The sequence below is a fragment of the uncultured Streptomyces sp. genome, assembly GCF_947488945.1.
In the GTDB taxonomy this organism is placed as follows: Bacteria; Actinomycetota; Actinomycetes; order Streptomycetales; family Streptomycetaceae; genus Streptomyces.
This window is the reverse complement of record NZ_CANLBS010000007.1, coordinates 1-16,500: the sequence shown is the minus strand read 5'-3', so window position 1 is coordinate 16,500 and position 16,500 is coordinate 1. Positions and strand designations below refer to the sequence as shown.

Annotated in this window: 12 protein-coding genes; 9 read left to right on the top strand and 3 right to left on the bottom strand. The window is 70.6% G+C overall.

What is annotated here, in order from left to right:
- Positions 1–3: 3 nt before the first annotated feature.
- Positions 4–3,975 (bottom strand): type VII secretion protein EccCa, encoded by a 3,972-nt coding sequence (gene eccCa, locus Q0994_RS12895; protein WP_299533122.1) that lies wholly within the window; start codon positions 3,973–3,975, stop codon positions 4–6.
- 237 nt (positions 3,976–4,212) lie between these two features.
- On the opposite strand from eccCa, the gene eccD reads away from it, so the two are divergent.
- From eccD to Q0994_RS12865, 6 genes are all read left to right on the top strand, one after another.
- Entirely contained in the window at positions 4,213–5,721 is a 1,509-nt protein-coding gene (gene eccD, locus Q0994_RS12890) for a type VII secretion integral membrane protein EccD (protein WP_299533120.1), read from the top strand.
- A 202-nt stretch (positions 5,722–5,923) separates the two neighbouring features.
- A complete protein-coding gene (gene rpsO / locus Q0994_RS12885; protein ID WP_018551846.1) occupies positions 5,924–6,214 on the top strand; it encodes a 30S ribosomal protein S15 in 291 nt (96 codons plus the stop codon).
- 333 nt (positions 6,215–6,547) lie between these two features.
- Entirely contained in the window at positions 6,548–8,761 is a 2,214-nt protein-coding gene (locus tag Q0994_RS12880; RefSeq protein WP_299534121.1) for a polyribonucleotide nucleotidyltransferase, read from the top strand.
- Positions 8,758–10,137 carry a pitrilysin family protein gene (locus tag Q0994_RS12875; protein WP_299533110.1) on the top strand — a complete coding sequence of 460 codons (1,380 nt, stop codon included), beginning with the start codon at positions 8,758–8,760 and terminating at the stop codon, positions 10,135–10,137. The genes Q0994_RS12880 and Q0994_RS12875 overlap by 4 nt, the downstream gene beginning before the upstream one ends.
- A gap of 40 nt (positions 10,138–10,177) precedes the next feature.
- Positions 10,178–10,930 (top strand): 4-hydroxy-tetrahydrodipicolinate reductase, encoded by a 753-nt coding sequence (dapB, locus tag Q0994_RS12870; RefSeq protein WP_299533107.1) that lies wholly within the window; start codon positions 10,178–10,180, stop codon positions 10,928–10,930.
- Between the two features lie 14 nt (positions 10,931–10,944).
- Complete coding sequence (locus Q0994_RS12865) at positions 10,945–11,400, top strand: hypothetical protein (protein ID WP_299533104.1); 456 nt, start codon at positions 10,945–10,947, stop codon at positions 11,398–11,400.
- A gap of 83 nt (positions 11,401–11,483) precedes the next feature.
- On the opposite strand, the gene Q0994_RS12860 is transcribed toward Q0994_RS12865, so the two are convergent.
- Together Q0994_RS12860 and Q0994_RS12855 are read right to left on the bottom strand one after the other, a co-directional pair.
- Positions 11,484–12,038 carry a hypothetical protein gene (locus Q0994_RS12860; RefSeq protein ID WP_299533101.1) on the bottom strand — a complete coding sequence of 185 codons (555 nt, stop codon included), beginning with the start codon at positions 12,036–12,038 and terminating at the stop codon, positions 11,484–11,486.
- A 95-nt stretch (positions 12,039–12,133) separates the two neighbouring features.
- Positions 12,134–12,370, bottom strand: coding sequence for a hypothetical protein (locus tag Q0994_RS12855; protein WP_299533098.1), 237 nt, complete (start codon positions 12,368–12,370; stop codon positions 12,134–12,136).
- Between the two features lie 182 nt (positions 12,371–12,552).
- On the opposite strand from Q0994_RS12855, the gene thyX reads away from it, so the two are divergent.
- The 3 genes from thyX (at position 12,553) to Q0994_RS12840 (ending at position 16,169) form a co-directional block, all read left to right on the top strand.
- The gene (gene thyX, locus Q0994_RS12850; protein WP_299533096.1) at positions 12,553–13,290 is read left to right on the top strand and encodes an FAD-dependent thymidylate synthase; all 738 of its coding nucleotides are present in this window, start codon (positions 12,553–12,555) and stop codon (positions 13,288–13,290) included.
- A 150-nt stretch (positions 13,291–13,440) separates the two neighbouring features.
- Positions 13,441–14,340, top strand: a complete 900-nt coding sequence (gene dapA / locus Q0994_RS12845; protein ID WP_299533094.1) for a 4-hydroxy-tetrahydrodipicolinate synthase — start codon at positions 13,441–13,443, stop codon at positions 14,338–14,340.
- A gap of 143 nt (positions 14,341–14,483) precedes the next feature.
- Entirely contained in the window at positions 14,484–16,169 is a 1,686-nt protein-coding gene (locus Q0994_RS12840) for a ribonuclease J (protein WP_299533092.1), read from the top strand.
- Positions 16,170–16,500 lie beyond the last annotated feature (331 nt).

Sequence of the window (16,500 nt, the reverse complement as noted above, 5' to 3'; positions counted from 1 at the left end):
CTGCTACCGCTCCCCGTCCACCAGCCCCGTCTGCACCAGCGGGTTCCCCCGGCGCCGGGTCACGAAGACGCCCCGGCCCGCCGGCATCGGTCGCGGGCGCACGTTGTTGAGGACGTCGCCCTCGGCCGGGTCGCCGGACAGCACGATGCCCTGCGCGCCCAGCTCCGTCATCCGCTGGACGAACGGCTCGTACGAGGCGCGGCTCGCGCCCGCCGTATTGCGGGCGATGATGAAGCGCACGCCCACGTCGCGGGCGAACGGCAGCAGTTCGGTGAGGCGCGACATCGGGTTGCCGCTGGAGGTGGACACCAGGTCGTAGTCGTCGACGACCACGTACACCGTCGGGCCGCGCCACCAGCTCCGCTCCCGCAGCTCCCGGGCCGTGACCGTCGCCGACGGGGTGCGGCGCTGCATCAGGTCGTGCAGCGCCTCCATGTGGTGCTCCATGTTGTTCGACATGGGCACGTACTCGGCCAGGTGCGACGGCGGGGTGACGTCCAGCAGGGAGCGCCTGTTGTCGATCACGAACAGCTTGCAGGTGTCGCCGTCGTACCGCTCGGTCAGCTGCTTGATCAGCAGCCGCAGCAGGTTGGACTTGCCGGACTCGCTCTCGCCGAAGACCAGCAGGAACGGGTCGTGCTCGAAGTCCAGGAAGACCGGCTCCAGCGCGTTCTCGTCGATGCCGAAGGCGATGCCGCGCTCCGGGCGGGCGTGGCCCGGCGGGAGCGCGGACGCGGGGAGCTCGCGCGGCAGCAGGCGCACCGCGGGGGCCGGCGCGGCCGTCCAGTGGCGGGAGACCTCCTGGTTCATGGCCGCGGTGGCCTCCGCGAGGTCGCTGTCGGAGTTGATGCCGTCGATCCGCGGCACCGCCGCCATGAAGTGCAGCTTCTCCGGGGTCAGGCCGCGCCCCGGCACCCCGGCCGGGACGTTGACCGCCGCCTTGCGGTCCAGCTCCGAGTCCATGACGTCACCGAGCCGCAGCTCCAGCCGGTTCATCAGGTGGTCCTTGAGGTTGGCCCGGACCTCCATGGACCGCGACGCCGTCACGATCAGGTGGATGCCGTAACCGAGGCCGCGCGCCGCGATGTCGAGCACCGCCGCCTCCAGGCCCTCGTAGTCGGAACGGAAGTTGCCCCACCCGTCGATGACCAGGAAGACGTCGCCCCACGGCTGGTCCTGCACCGACACCGTGCCGCGCTCCCGCATCCTGCGGAACGTGCCGATCGAGTCGATGCCCGCGCTGCGGAAGTACTCCTCGCGCCGCGTCAGGATCCCGTACACCTCGGCGACCGTGCGCCGCACCCGCTCCGGATCGAGCCGGGACGCGACCCCGCCGACGTGCGGCAGCCCGCTGACCGAGGACATGCCGCCGCCACCGAAGTCGAGGCCGTAGAACTGCACCTCGTGCGGGGTGTGGGTGAGGGCGAAACCGGCGATGAGCGTGCGCAGCAGCGTGGACTTGCCGGACTGCGGACCGCCGGTGATCTGCATGTGGCCGGCCGCGCCCGAGAAGTCCCGGTAGAGCGTGTCGCGCCGCTGCTCGTACGGCTTGTCGACCACGCCGAGCGGGACCACCAGACGCCCCGCCCCCTCGAATCCGGGCTGCGTCAGCCCGCGGCCCCGCACCGGCGACAGGCCCGGCAGCAGTTCGTCCAGCGACGGCGGGTTGTCCAGGGGCGGCAGCCACACCTGGTGCGCCGACGCGCCCCGGCCCTCCAGCCGCCGCACGATCACGTCCAGCACGGTGTCGGCCAGCGCGTCGTCCTCCGCAGTCCGGGCCTCCGGCACCCGCGGCTGCGGAGCCGGCTCCACGTACCGCACCGGCACCGGCGCGGCCGTGAACGCGACCGGCCGGCGGTCCACCGGCAGCGGGCCGCCCGCCACGGACGCCCGCTCGGCACCCGTGCGGTACACCCCGGAGACGTACGCGGCCTTGAACCGCACCATTTCGTCGGTGCCGTACTTCAGATAGCCGGAACCCGGCACGTTCGGCAGCAGGTACGCGTCCGGCACCCCGATCGCCGCCCGCGACTCGCCCGCCGAGAAGGTACGCAGACCGATCCGGTACGACAGGTACGTCTCCAGGCCGCGCAGCCGGCCCTCCTCCAGGCGCTGCGAGGCCAGCAGCAGGTGGACGCCCAGCGAACGGCCGATGCGCCCGATCTGCACGAACATCTCGATGAAGTCCGGCTTGGCGGTGAGCAGTTCGCTGAATTCGTCGATGACGAGGACGAGCGAGGGGATCGGCAGCAGCGCGGCGCCCGCGGCGCGGGCCTTCTCGTAATCGTGGATGTTGGCGTAGTTGCCCGCGTCGCGGAGCATCTCCTGGCGCCGGTTGAGTTCGCCGCGGATGGAGTCACCCATCCGGTCGACCAGCGTCAGGTCGTCCGCCAGGTTGGTGATGACGGCCGCGACGTGCGGCATCTGCGCCATTCCGGCGAAGGTGGCGCCGCCCTTGAAGTCCGCGAGGACGAAGTTCAGCGTCTCCGACGAGTGCGTGACCGCCAGCCCCAGTACCAGGGTGCGCAGCAGTTCGGACTTGCCGGAACCGGTCGCGCCGACGCACAGCCCGTGCGGTCCCATGCCCTCCTGCGCCGCCTCTTTGAGGTCCAGCATCACGGGCGTGCCGTCCTCGCCGACCCCGATCGGGACCCGGAGCCGCTCCGCCTGCGAGCGCGGCCGCCAGGTCCTGCCGACGTCGACCGACGCGGCGTCCCCGAGGTTCAGCAGGTCGGTGAACTCCAGGTTGGCGAGCAGGGGTTCGTCGTCGTCCCCGCCGGCCGCCACGTGCAACGGCGCGAGCTGTCGGGCCAGCGCCTCGGCGGTCTCGTAGCTCAGCAGATCGGGCACCCCCTCGTAGACGAGGCCGTGCCCCGACTCCAGCTGGAGCGTCTGCGGGTGCACCACGACGGAGAGCCCGCCGCGCGCACCGGTCACTTCTCCGGGCACGACCTCGACGACCGTGACGCCCTGGACGCCCTCCGGGGACGCCAGGACCGACATCGGCGGCACCGACTCGCCGTCCAGGACCACCACGAGGTGCGGCTGGTCCAGCAGCGGCTGCCCGCCCGGCTGGAACCGCGGCCGGCCGTCCAGCCGGCCGCCGAGCAGTTCCTCCAGTTCGGCGGCGCTGGTCGAGATGAGGCGCCGGGTGCCCGCCCCGTCGGCGGACCCGTGCGCCTGCACGTGCGGGAGCCACTTCGCCCACTCCCACGCGGGAGCCGCGTCCCGGTCCGCCGCCACGGCGACGATCAGGTCCTCGGGGGAGTGCAGCGACGCCAGTGAGCCGATCATCGCCCGCGTCGCGGCCCGCACGGACTCCGGGTCACCGCTGACCGTCACGTGGTAGAAGGCGCGCAGCGACACGGCCATCGGCAGCCCGTCCAGCGTGGAGTGCGTGGTGAGGAACTGCTGCATGGCGCCCGCCGTCAGCGGCTCCAGCTCGTCGACCGGCGCCGTCTGCGGCGGGATCAGCGGGGTGGCGAGTTCCTGGCTGCCCAGCCCGATGCGCACCTGCCCGAAGTCGCCGTCGCCGACCCGCCGCTCCCAGACCCGGCTGCCCTCGGCGACCAGCGCCCACAGCTGTTCGGGCGACGGGTGCAGGTAGAACTGCGCGTCGCGCTGCAGCCGCGCCGTGCGCAGGACCTCGCGCCGGGTCTGCGTCAGGTACTTCAGGTAGTCGCGCCGCATGTCGGCGAGCTGGCCCTGGGTGCCCCGCCGGTGGCGCACCAGCATGGAGATCGCCATCGCGACCGTCGACGCGATCATCACCATGCCCATGATCCGCATGATCGGGTTCGGCGTGATGAAGAAGAAGACGACCGAGCCGCCCATCCCGAGCATCGGGAGCAACTGCATCATCGCCCCCTCCTGCTGCCCACGGGGCAGTTCCGGAGGGGGTTGCAACTGCACCTGCGCGTCCGGTACTTCGGAGGGCAGCGCGCGCGGTGGGCGCTTGACGACGATCTGGCTCACGGCTCACCAATTCCCTTGCCCGACAGAAGATTTCCTTCCCCGCGCCCCCGTGGCGGCGGGCCCTGCCCGGGCAAGGATCCTACTGACGGAGGGGGCCGGCGGAGAGCGGTAGGGTAGCGCGACGCGTGTACGCACCCGCGAACTACCGCCCGAAAACCGGCCAATGGGGACGGGGCGCGCGAGCGCGGCGGGAGCGAACGAAAAGCGCGCGAAAGACGCGACGAGGGGGAGCGACAGGTGACCACGACGACCCGAGCGGCGACCACCGGACCAGGCCGCACCGGCCCCGGCATTCCGGCCGGCGACGGGACCGGCTTCTGCCGCGTGACCGTCGTCGCGCCCGACAGCCGCGTCGACGTGGCCCTCCCCGAGGACATCGCCGTCGCCGACCTCTACCCCGAGATCCTCCGGCTCTCCGGCCAGAGCCCCGCCGAGGGCGCCCCGGTGGGCTACCACCTCGTGCGCCGCGACGGCACCGTCCTCGACAGTGCGCGGACCCTGGCCCACCAGCGCATCCTCGACGGGGAACTCCTCTCCCTGCGCCCCTTCTCCGAGTCGCTGCCGCCCGCCGTCTTCGACGACGTCTCCGACGCCGTGGCCTCCGCGGTCGCCCGCGACCGCACCCTGTGGGGCGACGCCCTCATGCGGGGCGCCGGGCTCTTCGGCGGCTCCGTGCTGCTGGCGCTGCTCGCCTTCGTCCTGTGGAACGCCGATCCCGGCCACGACATGCACGGCCTGCCCGGGGTCCTCGCCGCCGTCGTCGGCGTCCTGCTGCTGGCCGTGGCCGGTGTGCGCGCCCGGATCTACGACGACCGGGGCTCCGCCGTGGCCCTCGGCGTCGGCGCGCTGGCGAACGCCGCCGTCGCCGGCTCGGGGCTGCTGGCGCCCGGCGCCGGCGAGGGCATCGGCAGGCTGCAGTTCCTGCTCGCCTGCGTCGCCGTCCTGCTCGCCTCGGTCGTCCTCATGATCGTCGCCCCCACCGGCGACGGGCCCTTCGTCGCGTTCGTCTTCGCGTCGGCGGTGGGCGTCCTGGTCACCTTCCTCGCGATCATGACCGGTCTGGAGCCCGTCGAGACCGCGGCCGTCTGCGCCCCGCTCTCGGTCGGGGCGCTCGGATTCCTGCCCGGACTCTCCACCCGCTTCGCCCGGCTCCCCATCGGCTTCGAGCCGCCCCGCACCACCAGCGGCGATTACGGCACCGCCGAGCCCGCCCCGCAGGGCCCGGTCGACGCCGTCCGGATCGCCGCCCAGGCCCGGCGCGGCCACGAGCTGCTGGTGGGCCTCGCCGGAGGCTGCGCGATGGTCGCGGTGGCCGCCGCCGCCGTCCTCGGCTTCTCCTCGGACGTCTGGGCGCAACTGCTGGCCTTCGCCACCGGCTGCGCGATGCTGATGCGCGCCCACCTGTTCCGCTACACCGCCCAGGTCGGCTGCGCGCTGGCCGCCGGACTCGGCGCCCTGGTACTGCTCGGCCTCGGCCTCTGCCTCAATCCGCCGACGGAGATCGTCGTCGACGCCCTGAAGGGGGACAGCACCGCCCTCGACATCCGTACGATCTGGCTGGCCGCCGCCGTCACCGGCACCGCCGCCCTGATCATCGCGATCGGCCTCATCGTGCCGCGGCGCGGCGTCACTCCCTTCTGGGGGCGGTTCCTGGAGATCGCCGAGACGTTCGTGCTGCTCACGCTGGTGCCCCTGTGCCTCGCGGTGTTCGACGTGTACACCTCCATCCGCTCCCTCACCAGCTGATCCGCCTCCCGCGGCCCCGCCCGGGGCCGTGGCCGGGGGTCACCCGGGCGGCTGGTAGTCTGTGCGGTGGCCGTTTGTGTACGCGTTCCCGGTTCGTTCTGGGGACAGCGCCCATCGGACCTTCGCCTCCGAGTCACGGAAGCTCCCCTGAGATCCAGACCAGGGGCACTCGTGGGCGCTTCGAACATCAAGAGGAGTACGCGTGCCGCTCGACGCCGCTACGAAGAAGCAGATCATGACCGAGTTCGCCCAGAAGGAGGGTGACACCGGTTCCCCCGAGGTTCAGGTCGCCATGCTCTCCCGCCGGATCTCGGACCTGACGGAGCACCTCAAGACGCACAAGCACGACCACCACTCCCGTCGTGGTCTGCTGATCCTGGTCGGCCAGCGTCGCCGCCTCCTTCAGTACCTGGCCAAGAAGGACATCCAGCGCTTCCGCGCCCTCGTCGACCGCCTCGGCATCCGCCGCGGCGCGGCCGGCGGCGCGAAGTAAGCACGCGGTGAGAGGGAGCGGTTCCCGCCTTCAGGGGGCCGCTCCCTTTGCCGTACGTGCGCCGACGGCCCCCGGGTCAGTAACCTGGACGCACGACAACTGAACAGGCACCACCAGTACGACCGGGGCGAGCACCACCGATGAGGCAGCCCCGGCAGCATTGCCGCACGAGGGGAAGCGCCCCTCCGCCGCCGCCGGTCCTCGGTAGTGGCCCCCGGGAAAACGCCCGGGTGCTTCGATCGAAGACCGGCCCGCACCACGGGCGCTTCTCCATACCGCCCCTCCGCCACACGGGCCGGGGGACGAAAGACGACGAGTATGGAGATATCACTAGTGGAGAACGAGACCCACTACGCCGAAGCCGTGATCGACAACGGCACGTTCGGCACCCGCACCATCCGCTTCGAGACGGGCCGCCTGGCCAAGCAGGCCGCCGGCTCCGCCGTCGCGTACCTGGACGACGACACCATGGTGCTGTCGGCCACCACCGCCTCCAAGCGGCCCAAGGACCAGCTCGACTTCTTCCCCCTCACGGTGGACGTCGAGGAGCGGCAGTACGCCGCCGGCAAGATCCCCGGCTCCTTCTTCCGCCGCGAGGGCCGCCCCTCCGAGGACGCGATCCTCACCTGCCGCCTGATCGACCGGCCGCTGCGCCCCTCCTTCAAGAAGGGCCTGCGCAACGAGATCCAGATCGTCGAGACGATCATGGCGCTCAACCCCGACCACCTGTACGACGTGGTCGCGATCAACGCCGCCTCCGCGTCGACGATCCTGGCGGGCCTGCCCTTCTCCGGCCCCATCGGCGCCACCCGCGTCGCCCTGATCAAGGGCCAGTGGGTCGCCTTCCCGACGCACACCGAGCTCGAGGACGCCGTCTTCGACATGGTCGTCGCCGGTCGCGTCCTGGAGGACGGCGACGTCGCGATCATGATGGTCGAGGCCGAGGCCACCGAGAAGACCGTCCAGCTCGTCAAGGACGGCGCCGAGGCCCCCACCGAGGAGGTCGTCGCCGCCGGTCTGGAAGCCGCGAAGCCCTTCATCAAGGCGCTCTGCAAGGCCCAGTCCGAGCTCGCCGCCAAGGCCGCCAAGCCCACCGGCGAGTTCCCGGTTTTCCTCGACTACCAGGACGACGTCCTGGAGGCGCTCACCTCCGCCGTCTCCTCCGAGCTGTCCAAGGCGCTCACCATCGCCGGCAAGCAGGAGCGCGAGGCCGAGCTGGACCGCATCAAGGAGATCGCCGCCGAGAAGCTCCTCCCGGCCTTCGAAGGCCGCGAGAAGGAGATCTCGGGCGCCTACCGCGCGCTGACCAAGAAGCTCGTCCGCGAGCGGGTCATCAAGGACAAGGTCCGCATCGACGGCCGCGGCGTCACGGACATCCGTACGCTCGCCGCCGAGGTCGAGGCCATCCCGCGCGTGCACGGCTCGGCGCTGTTCGAGCGTGGCGAGACCCAGATCCTGGGCGTCACCACCCTCAACATGCTCCGCATGGAGCAGCAGCTCGACACCCTCTCCCCGGTGACGCGCAAGCGCTACATGCACAACTACAACTTCCCGCCGTACTCCGTCGGCGAGACCGGCCGCGTGGGCTCGCCCAAGCGCCGCGAGATCGGCCACGGAGCGCTCGCCGAGCGCGCCATCGTCCCGGTCCTGCCGTCGCGCGAGGAGTTCCCCTACGCGATCCGCCAGGTCTCCGAGGCGCTGGGCTCCAACGGCTCCACCTCCATGGGCTCGGTCTGCGCCTCCACCATGTCCCTGCTGAACGCCGGTGTGCCGCTCAAGGCCGCCGTCGCCGGCATCGCCATGGGCCTCATCTCCCAGGAGATCGACGGCAAGACGCACTACGTCGCCCTCACCGACATCCTCGGTGCGGAGGACGCCTTCGGCGACATGGACTTCAAGGTCGCCGGCACCAAGCAGTTCGTGACCGCGCTCCAGCTCGACACCAAGCTCGACGGCATCCCCGCCTCGGTCCTGGCCGCCGCGCTGAAGCAGGCCCGTGACGCGCGTCTGCACATCCTGGACGTCATGAACGAGGCCATCGACGTCCCGGACGAGATGTCCCCGAACGCCCCGCGGATCATCACCGTCAAGATCCCGGTGGACAAGATCGGTGAGGTCATCGGCCCCAAGGGCAAGATGATCAACCAGATCCAGGAGGACACCGGCGCCGACATCACGATCGAGGACGACGGCACCATCTACATCGGTGCCCAGCAGGGCTCGCAGGCCGAGGCCGCGCGCGCCACGATCAACGCGATCGCCAACCCGACCATGCCGGAGGTCGGCGAGCGCTACCTGGGTACGGTCGTCAAGACCACCACCTTCGGCGCGTTCGTCTCCCTCATGCCCGGCAAGGACGGCCTGCTGCACATCTCGCAGATCCGCAAGCTCGCCGGTGGCAAGCGCGTGGAGAACGTCGAGGACGTCGTCGCGGTCGGCTCCAAGGTCCAGGTCGAGATCGCCGAGATCGACTCCCGCGGAAAGCTCTCCCTGATCCCGGTCATCGAGGGCGAAGAAGACGAGAAGAAGGACGACGCCTCCAAGTGACGTCCCGTAGTTCCGTGACGACGGCCCGCGCCTCCTCGGAGGCGCGGGCCGTCGCCCGTACCCAAACGCTCATCCCCGGCGTCAACGGCATCGGCACGGTCCGCCGCACCGTGCTCCCCGGCGGCCTGCGCGTCGTCACCGAGACGCTGCCCTCCGTACGCTCCGCCACCTTCGGGATCTGGGCCAACGTCGGCTCGCGCGACGAGACCCCCTCGCTGAACGGCGCGACGCACTACCTCGAACACCTCCTCTTCAAGGGCACCGCCGAGCGCAGCGCCCTCGACATCTCCGCCGCCGTCGACGCGGTCGGCGGCGAGATGAACGCCTTCACGGCGAAGGAGTACACCTGCTACTACGCGCGGGTCCTCGACACCGACCTGCCGCTGGCCATCGACGTCGTCTGCGACATGCTGACCGGCTCGCTGATCAACGCCGAGGACGTCGACGCCGAGCGCGGCGTCATCCTCGAAGAGATCGCGATGACCGAGGACGATCCGGGCGACTGCGTGCACGACCTGTTCGCGCACACCATGCTCGGCGACACCCCCCTCGGCCGCCCGGTCCTCGGCACCGTCGACACCGTCAACGGTCTGAGCCGCGCCCAGATCGCCCGCTTCTACAAGAAGCACTACGACCCGTCCAACCTCGTGGTCGCCGCGGCGGGGAACATCGACCACGCCACGGTCGTGCGCCGGGTCCGCAAGGCGTTCGAACGCGCCGGCGCCCTGTCCTCCGCCGCCGTCGCCCCGTCGGCGCCGCGCTCCGGCGTCCGCACCCTGCGCACCGCCGGACGGGTCGAGCACCTCAACCGCAAGACCGAACAGGCCCACGTCGTCCTCGGCATGCCGGGACTGGCCCGCACCGACGAGCGCCGCTGGGCGCTGGGGGTCCTCTCCACCGCCCTCGGCGGCGGCATGAGCTCCCGCCTCTTCCAGGAGGTCCGCGAGAAGCGCGGCCTGGCGTACAGCGTCTACGCGTACACCTCCGGCTTCGCCGACTGCGGCCTCTTCGGCGTGTACGCGGGCTGCCGCCCGAGCCAGGTCCACGACGTGCTGAAGATCTGCCGCGACGAACTCGACCGGGTCGCCTCCGAAGGGCTGCCCGACGAGGAGATCGCCCGCGCCGTCGGCCAGCTCTCCGGCTCCACCGTCCTCGGCCTGGAGGACACCGGCGCCCTGATGAACCGCCTCGGCAAGAGCGAGCTGTGCTGGGGCGAGCAGATGTCGGTGGACACCATGCTGGAGCGGATCGCGGCCGTCACCCCCGACGACGTCCGCTCGGTGGCGGCCGAGGTGCTCGGACACCGGCCCTCGCTGTCCGTCATCGGACCGCTCAGGGACAAGCAGGCCGACCGCCTCCACGACGCGGTCTCCTGACCCGCACCGCCCTCACCATCCGATCGAGGAAGCAGAGCACATGAGCAAGCTGCGCGTAGCCGTCATCGGCGCCAGGGGCCGCATCGGCTCCGAGGCGGTACGGGCCGTCGAGGCCGCCGAGGACATGGAACTGGTGGCCGCCCTCGGCCGCGGCGACTCGCTGGAGACCCTGAAGGATTCCGGCACCCAGGTCGCCGTCGAACTGACCACGCCCGCCTCGGTGATGGAGAACCTCGACTACTGCGTCGGGCACGGCATCCACGCGGTCGTCGGCACCACCGGCTGGAACGACGAGCGGCTCGCCCACCTCACCGCGCAGTTGGACGCCTCACCGGGGACCGGGGTGCTCATCGCCCCCAACTTCTCCGTCGGTGCCGTCCTGACCATGAAGTTCGCCGAGCAGGCCGCCCGCTTCTTCGAGTCGGTGGAAGTCGTCGAGCTGCACCACCCGAACAAGGGCGACGCCCCCTCCGGCACCGCCACCCGGACCGCGCAGCTCATCGCCGCGGCCCGCCGCGAGGCCGGACTAGGGGCGCAGCCCGACGCCACCGCCACCGCCCTGGACGGCGCGCGCGGCGCGGACGTCGACGGCGTGCCGGTCCACGCGGTACGGCTGCGCGGCCTCCTGGCCCACCAGGAGGTCCTGCTGGGCGGCGAGGGCGAGACCCTCACCATCCGGCACGACTCCCTGCACCACAGCGGTTTCATGCCGGGCATCCTGCTCGGCGTCCGCCGCGTGGCCACCACTCCCGGCCTCACCTTCGGCCTGGAACACTTCCTCGACCTGAACTGACGGGGCCCACCCCAATGCGCGCAAAGATCACTTACGTCGTCACCGCCGTCGTCCTGGTCTTCTACTTCGTCCTGGCCGGCAGCCGCGGCGTCCTCCTGCTGCGGGAGGGCACCGTGCTCACCGTCGCCTTCGGGCTGGCGGTGCTGATCCTGCCGGTGATCGGCGTCTGGTTCCTCTGGAAGAACACCCAGTTCGTCCGCCGGGCCAACGCCCTCGCGGCCGAATTGGACGCCGAGGGCGGACTGCCCGTGGACGAACTGGTCCGCACCCCGTCCGGCCGGATCGACCGCGACTCCGCCGACGCCGTCTTCGCGCGCCGCAAGGAGGAGGCGGAGGACGCCCCGGACGACTGGCGCTGCTGGTTCCGGCTGGCTGTGGCCTACCAGGACGCCCGCGACACACCCCGCGCCCGCAAGGCCATGCAGCGCGCCATCGCCCTGCACCGGGCGGGGCAGCCCGTCCGCGGCTGACGCGCGCAGAGCGGCCCGTGCATGGCGGAGGGCCGGTCACCACCCGCGGGTGGTGACCGGCCCTCCGCCATGCACGGCGGCGGCTACGGGCGGCGGTACTCGTCGCCCCAGGCCTCCACGGTGTCCGTGGCCCGCTCGAAGGCCTCGGCCCGCGCCAGGAAGTCCGCGTTGTGGTCCGTGAGCAGGGGCGGCAACTGGTCGCCGCCCTTGCGGACGACCACCAGGGCCTGGCCCTGCACCGTGCGGGGCAGGCCGAGCCACTTGACCGGCTGCTGGACCGTGCGGACGGCCTGGGCCCCGTCCCACGGCACCGTGGTGGTGCGGAAGAAGCCGACGCGCCGGACGCCGTGCCGGCTCACCCAGGCACCGACCCGCAGCAGCCGCAGCGCGCCGCCGATCATCACGGCCGCCAGCACCAGACACGCCAGCGCCCCCGCAGAGGAGCCGGCGACACCGGTGATCAGGGCCGCGAGCAGTACGAACGACGCCAGCAGCAGCGCACCGGCGGCGGCGGCGACCCGCCACGGACCGGGGCGGTAGGGACGCCGCCAGCCGTCGTGATCGTCGAACGGCAGAGCGGCGTCGTCCGCCGCCTCCGTGTCGAATGCGCGGTCGGCCGTCAGAAAGGGCAGGGGCACGACTGATCCTCACTCAGAAGCACGCTCATCTTGCTGTGCCCGGTGAGGCTACCGAGGGTGGGGCCGAACCGACCACCCCAGGGGGTCCGTACGAGTCAGCGGCCCTGCGAGGCTTCCGACTGCTGACCGTTCGACGAGGAATCGGTGCCGAGAGCCGGCAGCCCGAACAGGAGGGAGCCGACCAGGCCGGCGACGACGGTCAGTCCGACGAGATAACCGCCGGCGCGTTCGGAGACGCTGGCGCGCGGCCGGGGAGGGGGAGTGACATTGCTGCGGAACCGCTCGGCCTCGGCTACGAACGAGAACGGGACGGATTCACGCCGGCGGAACATGAAGGGAACTCTCCTTGGAAAAGTGACGGATACCACTGCACAGTCAGACGTACGGGAAGCGTGATCGGTGCCCGGAATCGCGAAGAAACTCGAATCGGCACCCGGACGGAGCTGACGGAGGTGTCCGTCGCGGCCCGTAGAGTGGACGCCGCCCGAGCGAAGCAATTGGAAGGACCCCGCCGGTGAGCGACACCCCCGAGCCCGCGAAGCCCAGTTTCCGCAGCGATGTCACCGTGGAGCTGGTGAAGCACGCGGCCGGCGACGCCGACGTCCTGTTCGCCGCCCGTGTCTCCACCGCGGGCGAACAGTCGCTGGAAGAGGTCACCAAAGACCCCGAACGCTCCAAGGGTCTCATCAATTATCTGATGCGCGACCGCCACGGCAGTCCTTTCGAGCACAACTCGATGACGTTCTTCATCAGTGCCCCGATCTTCGTGTTCCGCGAGTTCATGCGGCACCGCGTCGGCTGGTCGTACAACGAGGAATCCGGCCGCTACCGGGAGCTCCAGCCGGTCTTCTACGTCCCGGGCGAGTCGCGGAAGCTGGTCCAGCAGGGCCGCCCCGGCAAGTACGAGTTCGTCGAGGGCACCGAGGCCCAGTCCGAGCTGACCGGCCGCGTCATGGAGGAGAGCTACCTCCGCGCCTACGAGGCGTACCAGGAGATGCTCGCCGCGGGCGTCGCCCGCGAGGTGGCCCGCGCGGTCCTGCCGGTCGGCCTGTTCTCGTCGATGTACGCCACCTGCAACGCCCGGTCGCTGATGCACTTCCTCGGCCTGCGCACCCAGCACGAGCTGGCGGCCGTCCCCTCCTTCCCGCAGCGCGAGATCGAGATGGTCGGCGAGGCGATGGAGGAGCACTGGGCGCGTCTCATGCCCCTCACTCATGCCGCCTTCAACAAAAACGGACGGGTAGCCCCTTAAGCGGTGTCCGTATTGCGGCGTTTCGTGAAGTTCATCTAGGCTGATCAAACGGACCCGGCACTGCTTGAACCCCCGAGCAGGCAGTGCCGGGTCCTACATCCCGTCCCCCGAGGGACCACCTCGCGCTGAGTAACGAGTAGCGTGTTACCCATGGCTCCGATCTCCACTCCGCAGACCCCCTTCGGGCGGGTCCTCACCGCTATGGTCACGCCCTTCACGGCGGACGGCGCGCTCGATCTCGACGGCGCCCAGCGGCTCGCAGTCCACCTCGTGGACGCAGGCAACGACGGCCTCGTCGTCAACGGCACCACCGGCGAGTCCCCGACCACCAGCGACGCGGAGAAAGAGCAGCTCGTCCGGGCCGTGCTCGAAGCGGTCGGAGACCGGGCGCACGTCGTCACCGGCGTCGGCACCAACGACACCCGCCACAGCATCGAGCTCGCCCGCACCGCGGAACGCGCCGGCGCGCACGGCCTGCTCGCCGTCACCCCGTACTACAACAAGCCCCCGCAAGAGGGCCTGTTCCGTCACTTCACGGCGATCGCCGACTCCACCGGCCTGCCCGTGATGCTGTACGACATCCCCGGCCGCAGCGGCGTCCCGATCGACACCGAGACCCTCGTCCGCCTCGGCGAACACCCCCGGATCGTCGCCAACAAGGACGCCAAGGGCGACCTCGGCCGTGCGGCCTGGGCCATCGCCCAGTCAGACCTCGCCTGGTACTCCGGCGACGACATGCTGAACCTCCCGCTGCTCTCCATCGGCGCGATCGGCTTCGTCTCGGTCGTCGGCCACGTCGCCACGCCCGAACTGCGCGCCCTGCTGGAGGCGCACGTCGGCGGCGACGTCCAGAAGGCGACGGAGATCCACCAGAAGCTGCTGCCGGTCTTCACCGGCATGTTCCGCACCCAGGGCGTCATCACCACCAAGGCCGCCCTCACCCTGCAGGGCCTCCCGGCCGGCCCGCTGCGCCTTCCCCTGGTGGAACTCACCGCCCAGGAGACGGCACAGCTCAAGACGGATCTGGCCGCCGGCGGGGTAGAGCTGTAACCACGGACTTCACAACCGAATAAGCACCGCACAACGGCATACGCGAGTCCGCTCGCACCCAGACCTGACCAACAGCAAGTGCACGAATGACACACGCGCCACGTGCCCGAGCGGTACGTGGCGTGCGTGGTAAGGAGAGTCTTTTGAGTCATCCGCATCCTGAACTCGGTACCCCGCCGAAGCTCCCCAAGGGCGCCCTGCGGGTCACGCCGCTCGGCGGTCTCGGCGAGATCGGCCGGAACATGACGGTCTTCGAGTACGGCGGCAAGCTGCTCATCGTCGACTGCGGCGTCCTGTTCCCGGAGGAGGAGCAGCCCGGCATCGACCTGATCCTGCCGGACTTCACCACCATCCGGGACCGGCTCGACGACGTCGAGGGCATCGTCCTCACGCACGGGCACGAGGACCACATCGGAGGCGTGCCCTACCTGCTGCGCCTCAAGCCGGACATCCCCCTCATCGGCTCCAAGCTGACGCTGGCCCTCATCGAGGCGAAGCTCCAGGAGCACCGGATCCGTCCGTACACCCTGGAGGTCAGCGAGGGCCACCGGGAGCGCATCGGCGTGTTCGACTGCGAGTTCGTCGCGGTCAACCACTCCATCCCGGACGCGCTCGCCGTCGCCATCCGCACCCCGGCCGGCATGGCCGTGGCGACCGGCGACTTCAAGATGGACCAGCTGCCGCTCGACGGCCGCCTCACCGACCTGCACGCCTTCGCGCGACTGAGTGAGGAGGGCATCGATCTGCTGCTCTCCGACTCCACGAACGCCGAGGTGCCGGGCTTCGTCCCGCCGGAGCGGGACATCTCCAACGTCCTGCGCACGGTCTTCGCCAACGCCAACAAGCGCATCATCGTGGCGAGCTTCGCGAGCCACGTGCACCGCATCCAGCAGATCCTGGACGCCGCCCACGAGTACGGCCGCAGAGTCGCCTTCGTCGGCCGCTCGATGGTCCGCAACATGGGAATCGCCCGCGACCTGGGCTATCTGAAGGTCCCGGCCGGCCTGGTGGTCGACGTGAAGACCCTCGACGACCTGCCGGACGACGAGGTGGTGCTGGTCTGCACCGGTTCGCAGGGCGAGCCGATGGCGGCACTCTCCCGGATGGCCAACCGCGACCACCAGATCCGGATCGTCCCAGGCGACACCGTGATCCTGGCGTCGTCGCTGATCCCGGGCAACGAGAACGCGGTCTACCGCGTCATCAACGGTCTGACCCGCTGGGGCGCCCACGTCGTCCACAAGGGCAACGCCAAGGTGCACGTCTCGGGCCACGCCTCGGCCGGCGAGCTGCTGTACTTCTACAACATCTGCAAGCCGAAGAACCTGATGCCGGTCCACGGCGAATGGCGCCACCTGCGGGCCAACGCCGAACTGGGCGCGCTGACCGGCGTGCCGAAGGACCACATCGTCATCGCCGAGGACGGCGTGGTCGTCGACCTGATCGACGGCAAGGCGAAGATCGTCGGCAAGGTCCAGGCGGGGTACGTGTACGTCGACGGCCTCTCGGTCGGCGACGTCACGGAGACGTCCCTCAAGGACCGGCGCATCCTCGGCGACGAGGGCATCATCTCCGTGTTCCTCGTGGTGGACAGCGCCTCCGGCAAGATCGTGGGCGGTCCGCACATCCAGGCCCGCGGGTCCGGCATCGACGACGGCGCCTTCGGCGCCGTGGTGCCCAAGATCCAGGACGCTCTGAACAAGTCCGCCCAGGACGGCGTGCTGGAGCCGCACCAGCTCCAGCAGCTCATCCGCCGCATCGTCGGCAAGTGGGTGTCCGACACCTACCGCCGGCGCCCGATGATCCTTCCCGTGGTCGTCGAGGTCTGACCCGTACCGCGCCCGACCTGGAGCGGGGCTCCCCGATTTGCATCGGGGAGCCCCGCTCCAGTACGTTTACGTCTCCGCCTGAACGGGAAGCACCCGGCGCGCTCGTGCCCGGATCCAGCTCCTACAGGGCGGGAAATCCGACTCAGACTCTCTGATAAAGTCGGGTCCGCCGAAAGGCAAAAGGCCTGGTCCACGGGTCGCTGGATTCGCGTACGAGCCGGAAACGGCGCGCAGACGGTCTGGTAAAGTGGATATCGCCGGAAAGGGAAACGCGAAAGCGAAGAACTGGAAAGCGGAAAGTGCTTGACCCGCTTCGGCCGGGAATCGGACA